The 21,501-nt window shown below is 55.2% G+C and carries 18 protein-coding genes; 10 read left to right on the top strand and 8 right to left on the bottom strand.

The genetic code is table 11. The annotated features are described in order from the left end of the window. Positions 1 to 489 precede the first annotated feature (489 nt). Together EL29_RS07420 and EL29_RS07415 are read left to right on the top strand one after the other, a co-directional pair. Positions 490 to 1,878 (top strand): MFS transporter, encoded by a 1,389-nt coding sequence (locus tag EL29_RS07420; RefSeq protein WP_028715169.1) that lies wholly within the window; start codon positions 490 to 492, stop codon positions 1,876 to 1,878. Between the two features lie 22 nt (positions 1,879 to 1,900). Continuing rightward, on the top strand, positions 1,901 to 4,276 hold the full coding sequence (locus EL29_RS07415; RefSeq protein WP_028715168.1) for a glycoside hydrolase family 3 N-terminal domain-containing protein: 2,376 nt from the start codon (positions 1,901 to 1,903) through the stop codon (positions 4,274 to 4,276). Between the two features lie 63 nt (positions 4,277 to 4,339). On the opposite strand, the gene EL29_RS07410 is transcribed toward EL29_RS07415, so the two are convergent. Then, positions 4,340 to 4,783 carry a GNAT family N-acetyltransferase gene (locus EL29_RS07410; protein ID WP_014605800.1) on the bottom strand — a complete coding sequence of 148 codons (444 nt, stop codon included), beginning with the start codon at positions 4,781 to 4,783 and terminating at the stop codon, positions 4,340 to 4,342. Between the two features lie 114 nt (positions 4,784 to 4,897). Between EL29_RS07410 and hipB the strand changes: the two genes are divergently transcribed. Together hipB and EL29_RS07400 are read left to right on the top strand one after the other, a co-directional pair. Further along, on the top strand, positions 4,898 to 5,137 hold the full coding sequence (gene hipB, locus EL29_RS07405; RefSeq protein ID WP_014605801.1) for a type II toxin-antitoxin system antitoxin HipB: 240 nt from the start codon (positions 4,898 to 4,900) through the stop codon (positions 5,135 to 5,137). Further along, complete coding sequence (locus tag EL29_RS07400) at positions 5,137 to 6,246, top strand: HipA domain-containing protein (RefSeq protein WP_028715167.1); 1,110 nt, start codon at positions 5,137 to 5,139, stop codon at positions 6,244 to 6,246. The genes hipB and EL29_RS07400 overlap by 1 nt, the downstream gene beginning before the upstream one ends. Before the next feature lie 26 nt (positions 6,247 to 6,272). Here the strand turns inward: EL29_RS07400 and EL29_RS07395 are convergent, their stop codons facing one another. Next, complete coding sequence (locus EL29_RS07395; RefSeq protein ID WP_014605803.1) at positions 6,273 to 6,689, bottom strand: GFA family protein; 417 nt, start codon at positions 6,687 to 6,689, stop codon at positions 6,273 to 6,275. 450 nt (positions 6,690 to 7,139) lie between these two features. Continuing rightward, positions 7,140 to 9,008, bottom strand: coding sequence for a low affinity potassium transporter Kup (kup, locus tag EL29_RS07390; RefSeq protein ID WP_013025825.1), 1,869 nt, complete (start codon positions 9,006 to 9,008; stop codon positions 7,140 to 7,142). Between the two features lie 872 nt (positions 9,009 to 9,880). Between kup and EL29_RS07385 the strand changes: the two genes are divergently transcribed. Further along, on the top strand, positions 9,881 to 11,521 hold the full coding sequence (locus tag EL29_RS07385) for a methyl-accepting chemotaxis protein (RefSeq protein ID WP_013025824.1): 1,641 nt from the start codon (positions 9,881 to 9,883) through the stop codon (positions 11,519 to 11,521). Positions 11,522 to 11,601: 80 nt separating this feature from the next. On the opposite strand, the gene EL29_RS07380 is transcribed toward EL29_RS07385, so the two are convergent. From EL29_RS07380 to EL29_RS07370, 3 genes are read right to left on the bottom strand one after another with little or no spacing between them, the layout of a single operon-like run. Then, positions 11,602 to 12,249 carry an anti-sigma factor gene (locus EL29_RS07380; RefSeq protein WP_014593753.1) on the bottom strand — a complete coding sequence of 216 codons (648 nt, stop codon included), beginning with the start codon at positions 12,247 to 12,249 and terminating at the stop codon, positions 11,602 to 11,604. Further along, complete coding sequence (locus EL29_RS07375; protein ID WP_013025822.1) at positions 12,246 to 12,800, bottom strand: RNA polymerase sigma factor; 555 nt, start codon at positions 12,798 to 12,800, stop codon at positions 12,246 to 12,248. Before EL29_RS07375 ends, EL29_RS07380 begins: the two co-directional genes overlap by 4 nt. A gap of 40 nt (positions 12,801 to 12,840) precedes the next feature. Next, positions 12,841 to 13,404 carry a fasciclin domain-containing protein gene (locus tag EL29_RS07370; protein WP_014593752.1) on the bottom strand — a complete coding sequence of 188 codons (564 nt, stop codon included), beginning with the start codon at positions 13,402 to 13,404 and terminating at the stop codon, positions 12,841 to 12,843. A gap of 226 nt (positions 13,405 to 13,630) precedes the next feature. Between EL29_RS07370 and EL29_RS07365 the strand changes: the two genes are divergently transcribed. Further along, on the top strand, positions 13,631 to 14,026 hold the full coding sequence (locus EL29_RS07365) for a (R)-mandelonitrile lyase (protein ID WP_028715166.1): 396 nt from the start codon (positions 13,631 to 13,633) through the stop codon (positions 14,024 to 14,026). 36 nt (positions 14,027 to 14,062) lie between these two features. Here EL29_RS07365 and EL29_RS07360 read toward each other — a convergent pair whose 3' ends face one another. After that, positions 14,063 to 14,971 (bottom strand): LysR family transcriptional regulator, encoded by a 909-nt coding sequence (locus tag EL29_RS07360; protein WP_028715165.1) that lies wholly within the window; start codon positions 14,969 to 14,971, stop codon positions 14,063 to 14,065. A gap of 92 nt (positions 14,972 to 15,063) precedes the next feature. Between EL29_RS07360 and EL29_RS07355 the strand changes: the two genes are divergently transcribed. Genes EL29_RS07355 through EL29_RS07340 form a run of 4 tightly spaced genes read left to right on the top strand, consistent with a single transcriptional unit; the run spans position 15,064 to position 19,453 of the window. Continuing rightward, on the top strand, positions 15,064 to 16,194 hold the full coding sequence (locus EL29_RS07355; RefSeq protein WP_028715164.1) for a DSD1 family PLP-dependent enzyme: 1,131 nt from the start codon (positions 15,064 to 15,066) through the stop codon (positions 16,192 to 16,194). A gap of 30 nt (positions 16,195 to 16,224) precedes the next feature. Next, positions 16,225 to 17,697 (top strand): aldehyde dehydrogenase family protein, encoded by a 1,473-nt coding sequence (locus tag EL29_RS07350; protein WP_028715163.1) that lies wholly within the window; start codon positions 16,225 to 16,227, stop codon positions 17,695 to 17,697. Between the two features lie 24 nt (positions 17,698 to 17,721). Next, entirely contained in the window at positions 17,722 to 19,053 is a 1,332-nt protein-coding gene (locus EL29_RS07345; RefSeq protein WP_028715162.1) for an NAD(P)/FAD-dependent oxidoreductase, read from the top strand. A 10-nt stretch (positions 19,054 to 19,063) separates the two neighbouring features. Further along, a complete protein-coding gene (locus EL29_RS07340; RefSeq protein ID WP_019105197.1) occupies positions 19,064 to 19,453 on the top strand; it encodes a RidA family protein in 390 nt (129 codons plus the stop codon). Positions 19,454 to 19,533: 80 nt separating this feature from the next. On the opposite strand, the gene EL29_RS07335 is transcribed toward EL29_RS07340, so the two are convergent. Further along, positions 19,534 to 21,414, bottom strand: a complete 1,881-nt coding sequence (locus EL29_RS07335; RefSeq protein ID WP_028715161.1) for a M48 family metallopeptidase — start codon at positions 21,412 to 21,414, stop codon at positions 19,534 to 19,536. Positions 21,415 to 21,501: the final 87 nt, after the last annotated feature.

The following is a 21,501-nucleotide window of genomic DNA, read 5'->3' as shown; positions in this document are numbered from 1 at the left end:
ATCCTGTACTGATTTTACTAACTTTTCACTCTGACGTTCAGCTAAATAACATTTTATTCATCTGAAAATAGGGCTGCTCAGTCGTTCAGTGGGCAGGATAACGCATCTCGGGCGGTAAAATTCTCCCTGAAGAGATATTATTTGCCATAACGCAACAGAAAACAATACAAATAGTAACAAGGCTATACTATTTCAAGCGTGCATATTCGCCATGTCATAGCGATTTTATATGAGAACATTACTGGCTTATAACAAAGTAACCCCACCTGGTGTCAAAAATATTTCGTCAAAAATGTATTGATCGATAAGTTATCAATATGCACTGCATCACAAACCCGCAAAAAAACTAAATATCATAAATTGGCTGGTAATTTCTGGAATTGTTGCTACTCCTCCAGACTACTAATACTTGAGCCTGGCCTGCCTGTACAGGCAGAGCGTGGAAAGCTGACTGAACAGGTTTTTCACCTAATTATAAGGCTCATAACAATGACTATATCCTCTGTATCCTCTGTGCTCACGACAAAAGATAAAATGGGTTACGGCATCGGTGATGCCGCCAGTTCAATGGTGTGGCAAACCGCCACCTTGTTCCTCGCCTACTTTTATACAGATGTGTTTGGGTTACCGGCCGCCATTATGGGGACGATGTTTTTGGTGGTTCGTCTGGCCGATGCCTTTGTCGATCCCTGTATTGGCGCGCTGGTCGATCGCACCCGAACGAAGCACGGTCGTTTTCGGCCCTGGCTGATGTGGTTTGCGATTCCGTTTGGCGTCAGTTGTCTCATTACCTTTTATGTTCCGGATGTCGGCCCCACGGCGAAGATCGTCTATGCCTGTGTCACTTACACGATTCTCAGCTTTATTTACTCTGCGGTAAACGTCCCTTACTGCGCCATGCCCGGTGCACTGACGCTCGATCCCCGCGAACGCCATTCTTTGCAATCCTGGCGGTTTGCCTGCGCGTTTATCGGCGGGCTGGTGGTGACCGTCATCGGGCTGCCGCTGGTGGATCTGTTAGGTCAGGGTGACAAGGCAAAAGGCTACCTTTTTGCCATGGGCTTCATGGGGTTCTTAGGGGTGGTTTTAATCTACTGCTGCTTCTTTATGACCCGGGAACGTTATTTACCCCGCAGTGACAGCGCAAACTCGATGTGGTCCGACCTCAAGGCGCTGAGTAAAAACAGCCAGTGGTGCATCATTGTTATTTTTAACATCCTGCTGCTCACGGCGGTGGTAACCCGTGGCTCCTCCACCATTTATTACATGAACTACGTTTTATTGCGTCCTGACCTCGTATTCACTTTTATAATTACCGGCATGATAGCGGCATTGTGCGGGGCCTTTTTTTCAGAGCGGTTATTGGGAAAATTTGATCGCGTGCGCACTTATCAGATTTGCCTTGCCAGTTTTGTTTTTTTTGTCACCACGATTTATTTTATTCCGCCTTCTCAGGTCTGGCTGATCATTGCCGTGAATATTGTTTTTGGTTTTGTTCAGAACCTGACCACGCCCATTCAATGGAACATGTTCTCGGATGTGGTGGACTTTGAAGAACAGCGCAGCGGAAGACGACTGGACGGCCTCGTATTTTCAACGGCGCTGTTTGCCATCAAATTTGGCCTTGCCATGGGCGGGGCTGTCGTGGGCTGGATTCTGGGACTGGTTCATTACCAGCCCGGCGTGGCCGCACAAACACCTCGCATCATCACCACCATCAACCTGATGCACAACATTATTCCCGGCGTTCTGTTTACCTGCATGTTGCTGCTGCTTTTTCTCTACAAACTGAACAGCGCGCGGGTGAATGCTATCGCCCTTGAGCTGGCCGCGAAGCGCGCCGCTGAAGAGAAAATGGACGCCAGCAAGACTATCTGAAATCTGCATAAAGGAGTGAAACATGACTGCAATCTATAAGGATCCTCATCGTCCGGTCGCTGAACGCGTCGCGGATCTGCTGCCGCGCATGACGGCGGAAGAAAAGTTCGCGCAGATGCATGCTTACTGGCTCATTCTGGATGAAGAGGGCAATCACCAGGAACGCACAGATTTAAGCGATGAGTTTACTGGCGTCAGTGCCCAGACAGCACTGAAAGAAAGATTAACCCGCGGTATAGGTCAGATTACCCGTCCGCTGGGAACGCATATCGTTGACGCGCTGACTGGCGTCCGAGCGGCGAATCGCCTGCAGCGCGACGTGACTGAAGGCTCACGCCTGGGCATCCCGGCGCTGCTGCATGAAGAGTGCCTGGTCGGTTTGCTCTGCAAAGGCGCCACGTTGTTTCCCTCATCGCTCAACTATGGATCGACCTGGGATCCTGAACTCATCAGGCGGGCGGCACAGCGCATTGGCACAGAGGCGCGTTCTGTTGGCTGTAAGCAGGGGCTGGCGCCGGTACTGGATGTGTCCCGCGATGTCCGCTGGGGCCGGACGGAAGAAACCTTCGGGGAAGATCCCTGGCTGGTGGGCGTCATGGCCACCGTCTACGTCGAGGGCCTGCAGGGGGACACGCGCGATCTGTTAGCCACGCTGAAGCACTACGTCGGCCACTCATTCAGTGAGGGCGCCCGTAATCACGCGCCGGTACACCTGGGTTTCAGCGAGTTAAACGATATCTTCTTACTGCCGTTTGAAATGGCGGTCAAGCTGGCGAATGCGGGTTCAGTCATGCCGGCATACCATGACATCGATAATCAACCCGGTCACAGCGATCGTTTTTTATTGACGGAGGTCTTGCGGGAGCAGTGGGGATTCGACGGCATTGTCGTCGCTGACTACGGCGGCGTCAGCCTGCTTCATCAGCATCATGGCGTGGCGCAGGATGCGGCAGAATCTGCCGCGCTGGCTTTTAACGCCGGGCTGGACGTCGAACTGCCCAAAGATGACTGCGCTCGCCATCTGGCGGACGCCGTATCACGTAATCTGCTGTCGATGGAGAAGGTGGATGAAATTGTTGGCCGCATCTTAACCGAAAAGTTTCGTCTGGGCCTGTTCGAGCAGCCCTACATTAATGAAGAGACGATTTCACTGCAGGACGAGGAAACCCGTCAGGTCGCCCGGGAGGTTGCCACGCGGTCGATCACGCTACTGGAAAACAACGGCATTCTGCCGCTGCAACAAGCCAGTCGCGTTGCGGTTGTGGGCCCCTGTGCAGACGATCCACTCGCGCTACTGAGTGGCTACAGTTTTCCTGTTCACCTGATCATTAGCGATATGCTGGAGGAAACCTCGCAGGTAACGACGCCGCTCGCCGCCCTGCGCCATACGCTGGGGCAGCAAAACGTCAGCTATGCCAAAGGCTGCCATATTATTGAGAAACGCGCGGCAGGCGCTCCCGTTTTCCCCGGAGACAGCGGGGCGAAACCTGTGCAGCAGTCGCCTGTTTCACAGGATACGCATCTGATTGCGGAGGCGGTTCGCGTGGCACAAGAAAGCGATGTCGTTGTTGCCTGCGTAGGCGATCTGGCGGGCCTGTTCCAGAGCGGCACCGTAGGAGAAGGTTCTGATACCGACAGCCTGAATCTGCCAGGCGTGCAGCAGTTATTGCTGGAGGCCCTTGTGGACACCGGAAAACCGGTGATCGCGGTCATGACCGGTGGGCGACCTTATAACCTGCAGGGCCTGGAGAACAAGGTCGCCGCCTTTCTGCTGGCCTGGGCACCGGGACAGGAGGGCGGCTGGGCGATAGCAGATATCCTCACCGGCCGCGCAGAGCCGCAGGGCCGCCTGGTGGTGAGCGTTCCGAAGAACGTCGGTGCGATGCCGTTCTATTACAACCACAAACTGAAAAGCGGCGGCACGCCAATCGCCTTCCATTTTGGCGCACGCTATCCGTTTGGCTACGGTCTGAGCGGGACAACGTTTAGTTGGGGGACGCTCCAGTCCGAGCAGGACAGCGTCGCTATTGACGGCGAAATCCGCCTCAGAATGACGCTAACCAATAGCGGCCAACGGCAGGGCAGTGAAGTGGTTCAGCTTTATATCCGGGACAAGGTCGCCAGCATGGTGCGCCCGCTCCAGGAGCTCAAAGCTTTTCAGCGCGTCACGTTACAACCGGGTGAAACGGCTGAGCTGTGCTTTACGCTTCCCGTTGATATGCTTAACTTTACCCGTCGCGATGGCAAGCGCATTGTTGAGCCGGGCGAGTTTGAACTCCAGGTCGGATCGTCCTGTCGCGATATTCATGGCGTCAGCACGGTAACGGTAAGAGGCGAAACGCGTGTTCTGCCTTGCCACTGGCGCATGTTAAGCGACTGCAAGGTCAATATCATCTGATGCCTTAACCCTGTCCATTGAGAGATGGACAGGGGCAACCCTTGCGTTTTTGCAGCGTGAAGATCAGCGCGCTGCGCTTAACGCTTTCGTCAGATAATGACGTTGCATGCCCGGTTGAGGGAAATCCGTTAACGACATCTGCCGGGCATAACCCTGCTTCTGGTAGAAGGGCAGCGCCTGGAAACTAAAGGTATCCACCAGGGCACTGTGGCAACCCGCCGTGACAGCATCCTGTTCGGCTGCATGAACCAGCTGCTGGCCAAGGCCTGAACCGCGCACGGATTCACTCACCCAGAGAAACTCAATACAAAGCCAGTGCCCTTTTTGGCTACCAATCAGTCCGCCCAGCAATTTTCCCTGCGGATCACGACAAAATACCGCCAGCGGCCCCCATGTCGAAGTATCGATGAACGCGTTGTTATAGGCGCGCAGCCCGACCAGTAAATCCTGCTTATCATTCTCGGTGTAAGACCGCGTGACGGCCAGAGGAAAGTTACATTTGGTCATTGTACCTCCAAAATATCCGCTATCGGGGATAATTAAGTTATCAGGCGAAAGAGCAGCAAGTCTGATAATATCCTCTAACGGGGATAAATCCTCACTTATCAGGGAGCATACCGCATGATTTACAGTCCCCGCCAGTTGGCAAATCAGGTCAGGCTACTGCGGCAGCAAAACGGCTGGACCCAGGTCGAACTGGCGAAAAAAGTGGGCCTGAAACAGGCAACCCTGTCTCACTTCGAAAATGCCCCGGATACAACCTCACTGGCAACGTTGTTCAAAATCTTACAGGCGCTCGATCTTGCTCTGTTGCTTCATGAAAACAGCGCATCCTCAGCCCCGGCTGAGGATGCCTGGTAATGGCAAAGCTCATTGCCTGGATAAACGGCGAGCGTACGGGAACGCTGACGCTGCATCACAACGGCGCGCTGCATTTCCAGTATGACGCCAACTGGCTTCAGCATCCGCTTGCCAGACCTCTCTCGCTTTCGTTGCCCTTACAGCGCGCCGCGATGCATTCTGAGAAAGTCGTGCACTTTTTCGAAAACCTTCTCTATCCCAGCGCGTTGATCGAAAAGGATTTTTACCCGACTCACCCGATAAAATCCTGTGAGGTCTTTGCAACATTGCAGAAAGTGGGACACACATTACCCGGGGCGCTCAGTCTGCTGCCGGCAAAGCGGCAGCCCGTCGCGCCGGACCAGGCAACGCACAGCATCTTCACCCCCGCCGATGAGGCACAGCAGTTCGATATCGATAATGCGTATCTGTGTCTGTCCCTGGCCCGGGAGCTGACTATCCCGGTGCCGGATGCCGTGTTAGTTCATGAGAACGGCATCCGTAAATTGAGAACAGAACGATACGATCGCCGTTGGCGTCACGACGGACAACACCTTTATCATCTTCCTGAAGAAGACGTGTGTCAGGCGCTCGGCGTGCCGCTCTCTGGCCGCGATGAGCAGCAGGGCGGTCCGGGAATTGATGACATCATGGCCTTGCTGATGGGCTCAAGCTCCGCCATGAAAGACCGTGAGGATCTGATGCGCTGTCTGGTATTTCAGTGGCTGACGGGCATCACGCGCGTCAACGCTAAACATCTCTCGCTGCTGATTGCTCGCGGTGGCAGCTTCCGGCTCGCGCCTTTTAAGCATCTCCTTTCCGCCTGCCCGGGCCTTTCTCTACGCACAACAGACAGACGGGATTTCCAGCTGGGGATGGGCGTGACAGGCCCTGAGGGCAAACAGCATCACATTGACGCGATTGGGCCCGCGCATTTTCTTGCCCTTGCGGGGAGCGTGGGGTTCAGTCAGGCAGCGATGCGGCAGATACTGGCGGCCTTTATTCCGGGCTTGCCTGCCGCGATTGTTAAGGTGCGGGACAGCCTGCCCGATGATTATCCCCTGACGCTCGCCGATGCGGTTTTCAGCCACGCAATGATGATGCTGGAAAGGGTGCGCCAGGCGATCTGAGGTTAATGGCCTTCTGGTGCCCGGCGTCAGGGTTTTACTGCAACATAGTTAAGATGGCCGACTACGCCGCCTTTGCCGCCATCCCGGGGATGATTATTGCCATCTGTGACGGGCACGGAGGCGAAATCGAAAGGCGAAACGCCCGTCAGACAGGCGGCATTCACGCCGTACTGTTCAGGATTGGACCGGCTTTGATGAAACGTGTAGATGCCACAAATGGAACAGAAGTAGTGGACTGCCTCACCCGAATTAAAACGGTACTCGCTTAGCGTCTCTTTGCCTTTCACCACCTCAAGCCCCGAGACGGGCGCAAACACCACGACCGCGCCGCGCATACGGCAGAAAGAGCAGTTACAGCGCCGGGCCGTGTTCAGGCCATCCAGCAGTTTTACGTTAAACGCTACAGCGCCACAGTGGCACTGAGCCGATGTCGCATCAGACATGATTTGCTCCTTTTTTCATCCTGCAACCTCTGGGGAGGTGACAGGGATGAAGCGTTGGTGGCACAGGTAAAACAGGGGATCCCGGCTGGTATTGTGACGGGTTAAGGTCAAAGACACCAGACGGGATCCCGCAGCCTACAGATTTTTCTTCAGCATCCTGCGTTTGGTGCGCTGATGAGGGCCGTTCTGCAAGTCAGCGTTGAGTTCAACGGGCACTATTGACGGGATAACGCGGCAGGCGGTACTTGCGCCACAGCGGCGCCTGCTGTCCCGTTATGCCTGTATGAGCATACATTTTGCCTGGCAAAGCCTGACGAGATCCAGGAGACGCGTGAAGAAGGCCGTTACGACGGGTGGTGAAAGGGTGCAGAACGCGAGCGGGGAACACGCGGGCATCCTGACAAAAGAAAACGGCAGAGCCCGTGACGCGCTCTGCCGCAAACGCCCTTATCAGAACTCTTTTTGCCCGCCCAGTTCGATCACCCGGTTAGCCGGGATTCTGAACTGCTCATGTGCGCGTAGTGCATTGCGCTGGAAGAAGTGGAAGATAACGCCTTTGGCATGGGCCAGACCGCGGCGCTTTTTCATCACCAGCGTGTCGTGCGAGGTAAAAAACGACGCTTCATTTAACGTACAGCCAAAGCCTTCCAGCCCACAAAGATGCAGGACATCCTGCATCGACGGACGCTCATGCCAGCCATAGGTGGCCGTCACCTGCCAGAACGACGGGGACATCTGGCGCAACGCAATGCGCTGCTGATTGTGTACGCGGGGCAGATCGACCGTTTTGATATGCAGTAAGACAGTGCGCTCATGCAGTACCCGGTTATGTTTCAGGTTATGCAGCAGCGCCTGCGGAATTTCATACTCTTTACGCGTCAGGAAGATAGCCGTTCCCCCCACCCGCATCGGCGGAGAGGCTTCCAGGGAGCTAATCAGCGCTTTCAGCCGCACCGGATCGTCAGTGAGACGGCGGATAAGCCGGGAACGCTCACTGCTCCAGATAAGCATCAGCACCAGCATGGTCATCGCCAGCAGCACCGGCACCCAGCCGCCAGACAGGAGTTTCATCAGATTGGCGGCAAACAGCGGCACATCAATTAACAGCATGCAGAGCAGAAAAACCAACGCCACCGGCAATGGCCACTTCCAGTTTTTAAACGCCACAATACCGGCCAGACAGGCCGTCAGCACCATCGTGCCCGTCACCACAATACCGTAAGCGGATGAGAGCGCTGAGGACTGGCGGAAAGCCAGGATTACGACAGTTACCGCGGCAAACAGCAGCCAGTTTACGACCGGGATGTAGATTTGCCCTGATTCCGTAGCAGACGTAAAGATCACTCGCATCGGCGGCAGAAACCCCTGGCGAATGGCCTGATGCGTCAGCGTGTAAACGCCGCTGATGATTGACTGGGCAGCAATGACCGTGGCCAGGGTTGACAGGACAATCAGCGGGATCTGTGCCCAGACGGGCGCCAGAATATAAAACGGATTTTGCACGGCGCTGGGTTCGGCGAGCACCAGGGCGCCCTGACCAAAATAGTTCAGCACCAGAGCGGGCAGGGCAATGATCAACCAGGCCAGCCTGATGGGGGTTTTGCCCAGATGTCCCATATCCGCATACAGGGCTTCAGCACCGGTGACGGCCAGCACCACCATGCCGAGCGCGGCAAATGACAGGGCTTCATGATGAAGCAAAAAGGTCAGGGCAAAGGCCGGATTGAGCGCATGTAAAACGTGCGGATTCATGGCGATGCCGCGCACACCGAGTATCGCCAGGGTAATAAACCACACCAGCATGATCGGGCCAAAAACGCGGCTGACGCGCTCGGTGCCGTGCTTCTGGATCACAAAGAGTACCGCCAGTATGACCATGGCCAGCGGCACAATAAAGCGATCCAGCGCCGGGGCCACGACTTCAATCCCCTCAACGGCGGAAAGCACCGAGATTGCCGGGGTGATAATGCCGTCACCGTAAAAGAAGGCTCCTCCTGTGAGGCCTGCCAGTACGATGATGCGGCTGAGCCGCGCGCCGACATTTTGCCGGGCCAGGGACATCAGCGTCAGTATTCCGCCTTCGCCATCATGATCTGCACGCATGATAAAGATGACGTATTTCACCGTCACAATCAGCGTCAGTCCCCAGAATATCAGAGAAAGAAACCCCATGACCGCCTCTTCGGTCACCGCCCCAGAGGGAAGAATAGACAGACACTCTTTTAAGGTATAGAGCGGGCTGGTGCCGATATCACCAAATACGATCCCCGCTGCCGCCAGCATGCCTGCAGGAAGAGACTGTTTTTCAGACTGCGCCATTTAATATCCTGTTTTGCTTCACGTAATTATCCACCTTCGCCGGAAAGGTTATCCGGTCAGCGATCAGCACGAGATTACGCGGTTTAGCGTGAGTTAGGGAGTAGGTGGTTAAGTTATGAACTGCATTTTTACAGGTTTGTACCTTTTTTTTACGACATTTTTACACGACTGTCGATTAACTCAGCAGTTATTTCGCGCGAGAAGTGGCGTAAATCCGCCGTCACGACCAGGCTGTTTAAAACCGGTTTAGTCAGCGTGTTGCATTAAGCCAAATTATGTCTTTTGCTTTGTCAGCCATGCCGACCCGCGGCGTGAATGCGGCGAATGACAAGGCTGTGTCGCGGCGGAGACAGGGAAGCCAGCGCTATGCGGGTTTTTAACGCCCGGCCCGAACGAACGGAGAAGAACGTCCCGGCGTTAACAAAAAAATAAAAAAATTTTTAAAATAGTCCTTACTTATGATTAATTCGTTCGCGTTTGTTGCAGCGTTAATTTATTTCAAAAACGGCGGCATTAAACAACGGCGCAGCCGGTATATTCAGGCACAATTTTAAGCTGGCTTTAAGCGAAATTTTATTAATTAAACGCGCGCGCCATTTTGAATAAAGATTATTTCCCTCCTCTTAAATAAAAATTGACTTTCCTCCACCCATTAATTCCATTTGTATTTCCTGAGTCATAAAACCCTGCATCTTTATTTATGCATTCAACGGGCTAATGCTTTTTAACGGTAATGCCGCGTCCGCCCCCATTATTCAGCGGATTTACTATTCAGCGCATTAATGCTCATTCACGCCCTGTCGATATCTTTATGGCTAGCGCGCTTCAGCATAACGTAATGAATAACGAACATAGTATTCGGGGAATTTAATATGACTATTACTCAGCGGCTTTTCCTGACGTTTTCACTGCTCTCGGCATCGATGATTGCCATGGTGGTGATCGTCATCATGGTATTGAGCGGCTTCCAGTCGCGCTTTCAATACGTACAAACCAATACGCTGCCTTCACTGGTTGACCTGGATAAAATGGTCAATGGCAGTAACCGGCTTAACGTCTCGCTTTACCGACATTTGAGTGCAAAAGATCAAGGCAAACAGGCCGAGTTCGAAAAGGAAATAACAACGCGGCTGGATACCGTTAAAGCGCTGACTGAATTTTATTTGAAAAATGAAACCACTAACGATCAGGACATCAGGCTGAGTCAGCATGCCTTAGCGCTGATTAAGCAGATGGAAGACCGTTTGCCCGGTTTTATGGCGAATTCCCGTCTGCATGACGACGCTGCGCTGGCCGATCTGCAGGGCAATAGCGGGGTCGGGCAGTCTATTCGCGATTTAATTGAAAGTTACCAGAAACAGTTACAGTTTAATGTGGAGGTAGGGGCGGCATTTGAAAAAGATAACAACCGGGTTTACCGGCAAACGCTGGTGTGGTTAATTGCCGGTTCGGCCGCCATCATTCTGCTGCTGGGCGCGTTCTCCGTCAGAACGATTCTGGGGATCCGCAGGCACCTTAACGGTATGCGAATCACCATGGAACGTGCCAGCGAGCGGCTGGATCTTACCCTGCGTGCGGATGACTCCCGTCAGGATGAAATTGGTCTTACGGCCAAAGCGTTTAACAACCTTATCGGGAATGTGGCCCACTCGCTGTCGTCCGTTGAACGTTCGGCCCATTCTGTCAGTTCTGCCACCTCGCAAATTTCGGCCGGCAACGAAGATCTCTCTTCACGCACCGAGCAGCAGGCGGCCTCGCTGGAACAGACGGCTGCCAGTATGTCAGAGCTGAGTGAAACCGTGCGCCAGACGGCTGAAAACACCCGACTGGCCAGCCAGCTGTCGAAAAACGCCCGGGACATTTCGGACGACAGCGCCACGAAAGTTCACACCATGCTCGGCACCATGACCGACATTAAACAGAGTTCTGAAAAAATCACCGCCATTATTAGCCTGATCGAAGGCGTGGCTTTCCAGACCAATATTCTGGCCCTCAACGCTGCCGTTGAAGCCGCCCGGGCCGGCGAGCAGGGACGAGGTTTTGCCGTTGTCGCCGGTGAGGTGCGTAACCTGGCGCAGCGTTCTTCGGCTTCAGCGCGCGAGATTAAAGAACTTATCGAATCCTCGATGCGCTATGTGGAAACCGGCGTTAATCAGGCTGAACAGGTGGGTGACAATATCGGACGAATGAAGGACGCGGTGCGACAGGTAACCGACCTCGTTGACGAAATTGCCGTCGCGTCTCAGGAGCAGTCATTGGGGATTGGTCAGGTGCATCAGGCCGTCAATCAGATGGATGACGTGACACAGCAGAATGCGGCGCTGGTGGAGGAAGCCTCATCGGCATCCCGCTCGCTCATGGATCAGGCCTCAGCACTGAATCAGCTCGTCGCCACGTTCGTGCTGACCGATGCCGCGCCTGTTGCCCAATCCAGCCCCGCACGGGTTTCTTCCGCCTTTGTTCAGGCTCGTGCGGCCTATGCTAAGCAGGAAGATAACTGGCAACGTTTTTAGGGTTGTGCGGCGGGTGGGGCGATAACACGGGATAAAGGCATGCCATCGTCCTACCCGCTCAACCCGCCGCCCGAATGGTTTTATCCTGTCCTGCCACTGTAAAGCACCGGGCCGGTAGGCTGCCCGGTGGGTGAACCGCCCTGGGGCTCAAGGCTGACCGCAATCACCGCGTTTTTCAGCGTATCACGCGCGGCAAGTTTGAGCTGCGTGGTCTCCTGGGCATTCAGCAGCCCCAAGGAAACGGGCTGTTGACCGGCAGGGATGAGCCACAGTTGCAGGCTGTTGTTTGCGCCAATAGCGACCGGCTGCAACGGTGTTACACGCAGCTGCGTCAACGCCTTATCTGCACTGACCACCCATTGCCCCTGTTGCTCCGCGCCCCGCATTACGGTCAGCGGGGTAAAGTCGGGCGTCCTGATAACCTGATACGACACCAGCGTCAGCGCGGCAAGGGCAGCGGCAACCAGCCAGCCTACATAACCGCGCCTGACGCGCGGCGTTATCTTTGTTGGCAGACTTAGCGTAATTTTTTTCCAGACGTATTCCGGTGGAATCTGAGGCATCAGACTACGATCCAGTCCGGCAAGCAGGGTTTGCCATTTGGCTACCTGCTCAGTCAGTTCCGGCTCACTCTGTAGACGCTTCTGAAAGCGTAACCGCGCATTGCCGCGCAGCGTACCCAGCGCGTATTCCGCAGAGAGCGCGTCGTCACGTTGGCGTTTATTCATAGTCCGACACACTCCCGAAGGTGCGCCATCGCCCGGCGGATCCAGCTTTTCACCGATCCAACCGGCTGCTGGAGCCAGTGAGCAATATCGCCGTGGGACATGCCCTGATAGTAGGCCAGCGTGATGCTCTGGCGCTGCTCACTGCTGAGGTTTCCCAGACAGCGCTGTAAGCGTGCGGCTTGTGCATCATCCTGTCTGTTATGCAGTTCGTCATGTTCAGCGGCCAGTAGGTCATCGTTATGGGCTTCTTCCGCACTGGCAAGGCGTGCCTGTCCGCTGCGGAGCCAGTCGATACACCGATTACGAACAATGTGGGTCATCCAGGTCAACGGGGAGCTCAGCGCGGCATTATAGGTTTCCGCCTTGCTCCAGATGGTGATGTAGCAATCATGCAGCACCTCCTCAGCCCAGGGGCGATGCTGCAACATGCGCAACGCGATGGCAAAAAGGTGAGGCGATGTCAGCCGGTAAAGTTGTTCAAATGCCTGACGATCGCCGTCGGCGATTGCCTGCATCAATTTCACCTGCTCCACTGCCTGCACCTTGTCCATAAGCGTCCCGAATGATCTGTTTCCGTTCGAGTATAAATTATTACTTCGGCATTAATACGGTATCAATCACATCTATCACGCCATTTTTTTGGTTGACGTCATAGGTACTGATATTCGCGACGTTGCCCTGGCCATCTTTCAGCTGAATATTGTGGGGGCCATTGTTCATAATCCATAACGGCTGACCGTTAACGGTCTTCAGCTCGGCATGACCGCCACCTTGTTTGATTTTGGCTTCCAGCGCCTTCATATCGTACTTACCGGCAACCACGTGATAGGTGAGTACGCTGGTCAGTTTCGCTTTATTTTCCGGTTTGAGCAGACTGTCTACGGTGCCTGCAGGGAGCTTAGCGAAAGCCGCGTTAGTTGGAGCAAACACGGTAAAAGGGCCTTTACCTTGTAAGGTATCAACCAAACCGGCTGCTTTTACCGCAGCCACCAGGGTGGTGTGATCTTTTGAGTTAACCGCATTTTCAACAATATTTTTTTGCGGGAACATGGCGGCACCGCCTACCATGACAGAACCCGACTCCATAGCGGCAAGAGAGGCAGTGGTAAACAGTAATGCACTTGATACAACGGTAACAGCGATTAGCTTTTTCATCGTAAATCCTCATTAGAGCGTGGAGTAAGTGGCTTTCAATGAGATATACGAGTAGGGGGACGAAAGTGGATGCAGAAAAAATTAAATATTTTTAACTCTGCGCTTAGCCTGCCCAATTCATCAGCCTGCGCGTGTTTTTCGGCCATGTGCGCACAGGCAAGCAGCGGCCAGAATGAGAGACGTCCGTCCCTGTCCTCTGTCACACGACATCAAAGGTAAGCCGATAATGAAAATCATCAAAAATGCCGCCGTTCCCTCAGCGAAAGGTCCTGAGGCGTATTTTACCGGCCAGGTCCGCATTGATTCGCCTTTCAGCACAGCGGCCCCGGCACGGGTTGGCGGCGCTATCGTCACCTTTGAGCCCGGTGCCCGTACGGCCTGGCATACGCATCCACTGGGGCAGACGCTGATCGTCACCGCCGGTCAGGGATGGATTCAGTGTGAAGGCGAAGAGAAGCAGACGATTAATCAGGGCGATATCGTCTGGATACCGGAGGATGTTCGTCACTGGCACGGCGCCACCGCCAGCCATGCAATGACGCATATTGCCATCGCGGAATCCCTTAACGGCAGTCCGGTGACCTGGCTTGAGAAGGTCACAGAGCACGAATTTTTATCGTAAGCAACGCCTGTTCAGCCGGTGCAACACCAGGGAGGCCTAATCGATCTCCCACTGCGGTGCGCTGAAGGTGTGTTTCATCAGGTCGATAAAGCCCTGAGTGCGGGGAAGGCGCTTTTTTTCCTGCAGGCTCGTCAGGGCGACGATATCGGCAGACGGCAGGGTAAACGCGGGCAGCAAGGGAACAAGAAGGCCCTGGCGGATCTCGCGGCTGACATCCCAGGCGGAGCGCACCATAATCCCTTTACCGCTCAGCGCCCATTTTTTAATGATACGACCATCATTGCTGGCGAGACGTGGCGTAATCCTTACGGTCGTTTCGTCCCCGTTGTGGCTGAATGTCCAGCGCGTCACATCTTCCGCATTTTCCCGGATCACCAGACAGTGATGGTGCTGCAGCGCATCAGGATGCGTCGGCGTACCCTGCTGCTGCAGATAAGCCGGCGAGGCGCAGAGTAAACGCGGATTGGCGGCGAGCCGGGTGCTGTAGAGCGTGGAGTCGCGCAGATGGCCGATATAGATCACCACATCCCACTTATCGGCCTGCATCCAGTCGGGGTTATCAGAGAGGGTGAGATCAATACTGAGATCGGCATGGCTGTCGACGTACTCCGCCAGCAGCGGGGCAATGTGTTCGGAACCAAAGCCCAACGGGGCCAGCACTCTCAGCGTTCCGCTGATGCGATTTCGTGTCTGATCGATCACATCCTGCAACTGGTCTATCTCATGCAAAATCACCCGGGCGCGACCCAGCAGAGCTTCGCCTTCATCGGTCAGAATGATGCGTTTTGCCGGACGCAGGATCAGCTTCACCCCGATCTTTTGTTCAATACTTTGCAGGCGCTGCGTCACGGAAGGCGGCGTGATATCCAGATGGCGCGCCGCCGCCGCCAGCGTCGGATGCAGGGCAATGACCTGAAAAAAACGTAAATCTTCGCTGTTGATCATTAGGTTCAAACCTAATCATTAATTGGGCCTGACGGCATTTTAAACAGATTTAAACGATGAGAGCATCAATAAAACCTTACAGGAATTCGACGATGCTCAATCACTTAACCATAACCACGCCTTATCTGCTGTTAGATAAAGTTAAGTTTGAACGCAATATCAACCGCTTGTATCAGCGAATCGAAGGGCAACGCTGTCAGATTCGCCCGCATCTGAAAACGCTTCGCACTCTCCAGTCTGCGCCTTATCTGCTCAAAGCATCCTCTTCACCTGCCACCGTTTCTACCCTGGCAGAGGCCGAAGCCTTTGTCGCCGCTGGCTTCAGCAATGTGCTTTACGCCGTGGGGATTGCGCCCGCTAAATTGCCGCGTATTGCCGCCCTGCGGTGCAGCGGCAAACAGGTGCATGTGTTGCTGGACAGCATGGCGCAGGCACAGGCCATCAGCGATTACGCTTTACAGCATCAGGTGACGTTTTCCGTTTTCATTGAGATCGACTGCGATGGCCATCGCGGCGGCATTCGACCTGAAGACGAGACGTTGGCCGAGATTGCCGGTCATCTGCATCAGCACGGGATGGTAGTGGAAGGGGTGATGACCCACGCGGGCGAGTCCTACCATTGCCGCACGCCGCAAGACATTCAGCGGGCGGCGCAGCAAGAGTGCCAGGCTGCCATTACCGCTGCCCAGCATATCCGTGCCGCAGGGATCCCGTGCCCGGTCGTCAGCGTTGGCTCTACGCCCACGGCGCATGCGGCTAAGGACCTCACGGGCGTAACCGAGGTGAGGGCCGGGGTGTTTTCCACCTTCGATCTGTTTATGCACAATCTGGGCGTCTGCACCCAGGACGACATTGCGCTTTCGGTGGTGACAACGGTGATCGGCCACAACCACGACAAGGGCTGGGTTTTTGTTGATGCCGGCTGGATGGCTATGTCACGCGATCGCGGCACCGCCTCACAGGATACCGATTATGGCTACGGGCTGGTGTGCGACGACGCGGGTTGTCCGTTGGGATTGCTGCTGACAACCACCAATCAGGAGCACGGAATTATTGCGTTGCCGCGCGACAGTGCGTATTCCACCGGAGATTTTCCACTGGGTACCCTGCTGCGTATTCTGCCCAACCACGCCTGCGCGACCGCCGCGATGCATACGCACTATCAGGTGATCGACACCCGAAACGGCGAACATGAGGTCTGGCAACGCATCGTTGGCTGGTAGCGTTTTTTCCATTCATTGTGAGAGGACATCATGTCAGATTTTGATCCCGATAAGGTCCGTCTTTCGACCGGGCATTTTATCAACGGCCAGTTTGTTTCGGCATCCGGCAAAACAATGGGGATTAAACGTCCCTCGGATGGCCAGTATTATGCCGACATCAACGAAGCGGGCGCAGAAACGGTTGGCGAGGCGGTAAGCCTCGCGGAAGACGCGCGCATTCGCAGCGGCTGGTCAAGCTGCTCGCCACGCGAACGTGGCGCGGCCATTTCCCGCTGGGCGGATTTGATCGATGCCGACAAAGATTATCTGGCGCAGCTTGAGGCGGTGGGCTCCACGCGTCCGATAACGGACACGATCAATATTGAAGTGCCTTTCACCGCCGCTGCTCTGCGTTTTTATGCAGAATGCGCAGACAAGTACAGCGGAGATGTGTTTCCAACCCAGAACAGTAGCCTGGGGATGCTGGTGCCGGAACCTTATGGCGTGATCGGCGCGATCACGCCGTGGAATTTCCCGCTGTCGATGGCGTCATGGAAGTGCGGCCCGGCGCTGGCTGCGGGAAACGCGGTGGTGCTCAAGCCCTCTGAGCTGACGCCATTTTCCACCGCGCGGCTGGCTGAGCTGGCCGTGCAGGCCGGTATTCCGCCCGGCGTGCTCAACGTCGTTCAGGGCGGCGGACAGGTCACCGGCAATGCACTGGTGACCCATCCTCTGGTCAGAAAGGTGTCCTTTACCGGTTCAACCGCGACCGGGGCGGCGATCATGAGCCAGGCCGCGTTACAGGGTACCAAGCCCGTGACGCTGGAACTGGGCGGAAAAAGCCCGCAGCTGGTTTTTGACGATGCAGGCGATGCGGATGAAATCGCCGAGCGCCTGTTTCTGGGCTTCACCGTCAACGCCGGTCAGGCCTGTGTTTCAGGGACGCGTCTGATCATTCAGCAAGGTATCGCGGAACGGGTCATCGAAAAGCTTATCGCCCTGTGCAAAACACCGCTGCCCGGTATGACCTGGCAGGCCGCCACGCGTTACTGTCCGCTGATTGATCAACGTCAGGGGGAAAAAGTCGCGACGATTATCGCGCAGTCCGTGGCGCAGGGGGCCAGCATTCTGGCCGGCGGCCAGCGTTACGAAAACACCGCGCAGGGCTGGTTCTGGCAACCGACGCTGTTAGCCAATGTGAATCAGGATAACGTCGCGATTCAGGAGGAGATCTTCGGACCGGTGCTGACCATCCAGACGTTTAGCGATGAAGAAGAAGCCCTGGCGCTCGCACAGCATCGCGTTTTTGGCTTATGTGCAGGCGTGCATACGCTCAACATGCCACGTGCGATGCGGCTGATGAAAGCCCTGGACAGCGGTACGGTCTGGATCAACCGCTATCGTCGAACCTGGGACTTTATCATTCCAACCGGCGGCTTTCAGGGGTCCGGTTTTGGCAAAGATCTTGGGCGCCAGGCCTTTGAGTCATGTCAGCGCTACAAGAGTGTCTTAATCGATTTTTAACACCTTTACTGGAGATCACAGACGATGCCCGCACCGCTCAGGCTTGTTCAGGACAGTACGCATTTCCCCGATTCGGTGGATGTGGTGATTATCGGTGCCGGGATTGCAGGTGCAGCGACCTGTTGGGAGCTGACCAAAAAAGGCTATCGGGTTGCCGTGATCGAAAAGGGCCTTGTCGGCGCAGAGCAGTCCAGCCGTAACTGGGGCTGGTGCCGTCAGCTTAACCGCGACGAGCGGGAAATTCCGCTTATTCTGCACGCCCTGCAACGCTGGCATGCGCTGAGCGACGACATCGGGATGGACGTAGGGTTTCGCGCCAGCGGGCTGGTCTATGCCACGCGAACGGAGAAGGATATTCGCAACTGGGATAACTGGGGCAAGATGGCAAAGCAGTACGGCATTCGCAGTCGAATGCTGAGTGCCGCCGAGGCCAAAACGATGACGCCGGGCAGTACCACAAACTGGCATGGCGGCGTACATTCCCCTGAAGACGGTTATGCCGACCCGGCTTTAGCCGCGCCAGGGCTGATGGAAGCCGCGGTGAAAAAGGGCGCGTTTCTGTTTCAGCGCTGTGCGGTTCGCGGGCTGGATATCTCGGCAGGACAGGTCAGTGGGGTGATAACCGAACGCGGCCTGATCAAAACCGCCCGGGTCGTATGCGCCACGGGCGCCTGGACATCGCTGTTTTGCCGCCGCCACGGCATCGATCTGCCCGCCGGTAACGTCATTGGCAGTGCGTTTCGTACCCATCCTGCGGAGCAGCCGCTCACTCTGCCTTTCTATACGGATGCCTTTGCCTGTCGTCCACGCCAGGACGGAGGTTATACCATTGCGCTGTCTGGAACCGGACGGCTGGAGCCGGGGTTCCAGGGCTTACGCTATGCCCGAGAGTTTTTCCCCTTATACAAAGCCCGCCGGTTAAATCTGGAAACCAAAATCCGGTTCTCATCGTTTTTGCAAGGCCCTGAATCCCGGGCAAGCTGGTCTATGGATGGCCTTTCACCCTTCGAGAAACTTCGGGTGCTGGATCCTCAGGTTTCAGACGGCATCGTTGAAAAGGGGCTGGCGGCGATAGGCAGGGAGTTTCCGGCGCTGGCCGGGCTGCGGGTGACTCAGGCCTGGGGCGGCGTGATTGACTGCATGCCGGACGACATTCCGGTCATTTCTGCCGTACCGCAGCTTCCGGGGCTGATCCTGTCTTGCGGCTACAGCGGCCATGGATTTGGTATTGGCCCCGGTGCGGGACGTCTCACGGCGGACCTGGTCACCGGGGATGCGCCGATTGTCGATCCCACCGCGTTCCGCTATTCGCGTTTCCGCGACGGCACAACGCTGAAAAAGCCGGGCATGATGTAAAGAGGTGAAGATGCAACCATTAATACACACGCGCGATATACAGGACACACCGCATCCGGGCCACTATTCGCACTATGCTCTGGGCTCGGGATTGATGTTTATCTCCGGCCTGTTGCCGGTCACGCCAGCCGGAGAAATGCGCAGCACGGCCTCCTTTGCTGAGCAGACGTCGCAGGTGTTGGCCAATCTGGAGGCCTGCCTGCAGCAGGAAGGCCTCAATAAGCATCATCTGGTGATGGTGAGGGTTTATCTGGTGGATGTCGGGCTGTGGGCAGAATTTAACAGGCTATATGCACAATGGCTCGGCGAGTGGAAACCCGCCAGAGCTATCGTGCCGGTGCCGGAACTCCACTACGGCGTGCTGCTGGAGGTTGAAGCAACGGCGGCAACGGGCCGCTAAAACGCCGGACGTGAGCCTGTCCGGCAGCCGTGGTGCGTAAAAAATAAAAACCGTCGCAGGCGCGCCCGCGACGGCAGAGGTCAGGCCGTGCCTTGCGGGGTTTCCGGCTGCACCTGTTCTTTCAGCGCCCGCACCGTCTGGTGGCGATGCCAGTAATAGTTGAGCGTGTATTTAACGTGTTCAATCTCTTTTTTCAGACCGGGCAGGCGGATTTTGCTGCGCTTTTTGCCCTGTGCATTGGGCTGAACATGCTGCACATACACACTGTCTCTGCCGAACTGACGCAGCACGTTAATATTTTTGACGTTATACCACTCAAGCAAACCGGCTGAATGCGGCTGCACGATGCCTTGCCAGGTAATGATCATCTGCGAACCATCTTTAAGTGTAAAAGGCACATCCGGAAAATACTTTAAGACCAGCGCGGTCTCTTCTTCACCCGTCGGTTGGTAACGCCAGGCCAGGCTCTCTTCATGTTGCGAGGTGAAGTCTCGCTCATATTTTTGCCAGAGCCGCTGCTCAATCTGATCGGCGACCGGGATTACATCGACCCAGCTGTCCGCCGGTGATGTCGCGGCGATGACGGCGTAATCCGCCTCTTCCACGGCATAGTTAACGTTGCGCATTCTTTCAGACAGTGGGGGATGAGAATCAAAGGGATGGGGGATATTCTGTTCACGCATCGTGCTGACAAAGTCTGCTGAACTCACGTGTTGCGGCAGGCCAACGGCGATGGCCTGACTGATCCCGGGTGCATTTTCATACAGCGTTTTATTTGCAAAAAGCTTACGCTCAACTTCGTAACGATAGCTGGCATAGGCTGAGATTTTGATTAACGATTCAATAATCGCCGCAGAGGAGACCCGCGCGGCGGCGTTCCGGTCGGCGATAAATTCGCGTTCACGGCTGTTACGCTGCCACGCGAGTTCGAAGAACAGGCGATAAAGATAGAGCGGATAAAAGACAATAAGCGTGGACAGATTCTCGCTCATTAACTGCGTATACATATCGAACCGATGGAGCTTTGGACCCAGCAAGGCACCCGATGCCGTATCGCCTTCGTGCAGGTGTGTCAGTTCATGCACCATCACGCTGTCAGCCTGCGCGGTACTCAGCTGACGCAGCAGGGGAATACTGACATACAGTTTTCGGCCTTGCAGTGGCTGGTCGTTCACGCTCAGCGGTGCTTCTGTCACGAAGAAGTTGGTATCGATACCGGCGATGATGTGATCCGGCGGGATAGTGCCCACGCTGGCCGCCAGCGCGTCAACACGCGCCCAGAGTGCCGGGGCTGCTTCGCGGCTGACCACGTCGCCTTCAATGCTCTCCTCCGGCGGCAGCTTTTTAAAGATGCCTTTGATCATGTAATACATCGCAGCCAACACCAGCAGCGCGACCAGGATCACCAGCTTTGGATAGTATTTTTGCGTGAAAAAGGCGGTGCCCCAGAAAGAAAGCCACACCAACATGGCGCCCTGTACCAGCACCTGCAGCGAGCACGCCAGCATTAAAAAGGGACGCGCCAGGCGGAGGCTGAGTAACTGCCCCCGTCGGCTTTTAAATGCCAGCGCACTGAACAGAAGGATCATCAGCAGAATGACGCCGCTGAAAACCATCGTCCATAGAGCGACTTTGCCGATGAGATAAAATTGCGACAGTTCGGAACCCGGTCCACAGACGGCATTTTTATAGTCAATCAAATTATCGGCGACCGGTCCGCAGACGCTGGAAGGCGGATTGGCTTGCAGAAACTGCATTAATTTACCCAGACTTTGATTCTGCGCACGCGCATTATCGATAAAAATCTGGGTGTATTCCTGATCGAGTTCGTGACTGCCGTAGTGAGCAAAAACCAATGTAATCGCAGGGGTTAAAAACAGCGTGAGCAAAAGCCATAAGAAAACTTTTGCATATCCTTTTTTCAATGCCGTTAATTTATTCACAATAATTCGCTCGCTCATTGTCGGTGGGGGGACAAGCTGTTTATTATCTGGCGATACTGACAGGGCGTTTCCGACATCAGGAAAATGGCGTGAGATCCGTCTCAG

Origin of the sequence: Pantoea ananatis LMG 2665 (assembly GCF_000710035.2) — a bacterium.
Lineage (GTDB): Bacteria > Pseudomonadota > Gammaproteobacteria > Enterobacterales > Enterobacteriaceae > Pantoea > Pantoea ananatis.
The sequence above is the reverse complement of the archived record's forward strand: the minus strand, read 5'-3'. Positions and strand labels throughout refer to the sequence as shown.

Coding starts and splice junctions, on each gene's coding strand:
- EL29_RS07415 (WP_028715168.1), top strand. CDS start 1,901: ATGACTGCAATCTATAAGGATCCTCATCGTCCGGTCGCTGAACGCGTC.
- hipB (WP_014605801.1), top strand. CDS start 4,898: ATGATTTACAGTCCCCGCCAGTTGGCAAATCAGGTCAGGCTACTGCGG.
- EL29_RS07385 (WP_013025824.1), top strand. CDS start 9,881: ATGACTATTACTCAGCGGCTTTTCCTGACGTTTTCACTGCTCTCGGCA.
- EL29_RS07340 (WP_019105197.1), top strand. CDS start 19,064: ATGCAACCATTAATACACACGCGCGATATACAGGACACACCGCATCCG.
- EL29_RS07350 (WP_028715163.1), top strand. CDS start 16,225: ATGTCAGATTTTGATCCCGATAAGGTCCGTCTTTCGACCGGGCATTTT.
- EL29_RS07355 (WP_028715164.1), top strand. CDS start 15,064: ATGCTCAATCACTTAACCATAACCACGCCTTATCTGCTGTTAGATAAA.
- EL29_RS07345 (WP_028715162.1), top strand. CDS start 17,722: ATGCCCGCACCGCTCAGGCTTGTTCAGGACAGTACGCATTTCCCCGAT.
- EL29_RS07395 (WP_014605803.1), bottom strand. CDS start 6,689: ATGTCTGATGCGACATCGGCTCAGTGCCACTGTGGCGCTGTAGCGTTT.
- EL29_RS07400 (WP_028715167.1), top strand. CDS start 5,137: ATGGCAAAGCTCATTGCCTGGATAAACGGCGAGCGTACGGGAACGCTG.
- EL29_RS07420 (WP_028715169.1), top strand. CDS start 490: ATGACTATATCCTCTGTATCCTCTGTGCTCACGACAAAAGATAAAATG.
- EL29_RS07335 (WP_028715161.1), bottom strand. CDS start 21,414: ATGAGCGAGCGAATTATTGTGAATAAATTAACGGCATTGAAAAAAGGA.
- EL29_RS07380 (WP_014593753.1), bottom strand. CDS start 12,249: ATGAATAAACGCCAACGTGACGACGCGCTCTCTGCGGAATACGCGCTG.
- EL29_RS07365 (WP_028715166.1), top strand. CDS start 13,631: ATGAAAATCATCAAAAATGCCGCCGTTCCCTCAGCGAAAGGTCCTGAG.
- EL29_RS07370 (WP_014593752.1), bottom strand. CDS start 13,404: ATGAAAAAGCTAATCGCTGTTACCGTTGTATCAAGTGCATTACTGTTT.
- EL29_RS07375 (WP_013025822.1), bottom strand. CDS start 12,800: ATGGACAAGGTGCAGGCAGTGGAGCAGGTGAAATTGATGCAGGCAATC.
- kup (WP_013025825.1), bottom strand. CDS start 9,008: ATGGCGCAGTCTGAAAAACAGTCTCTTCCTGCAGGCATGCTGGCGGCA.
- EL29_RS07410 (WP_014605800.1), bottom strand. CDS start 4,783: ATGACCAAATGTAACTTTCCTCTGGCCGTCACGCGGTCTTACACCGAG.
- EL29_RS07360 (WP_028715165.1), bottom strand. CDS start 14,971: ATGATCAACAGCGAAGATTTACGTTTTTTTCAGGTCATTGCCCTGCAT.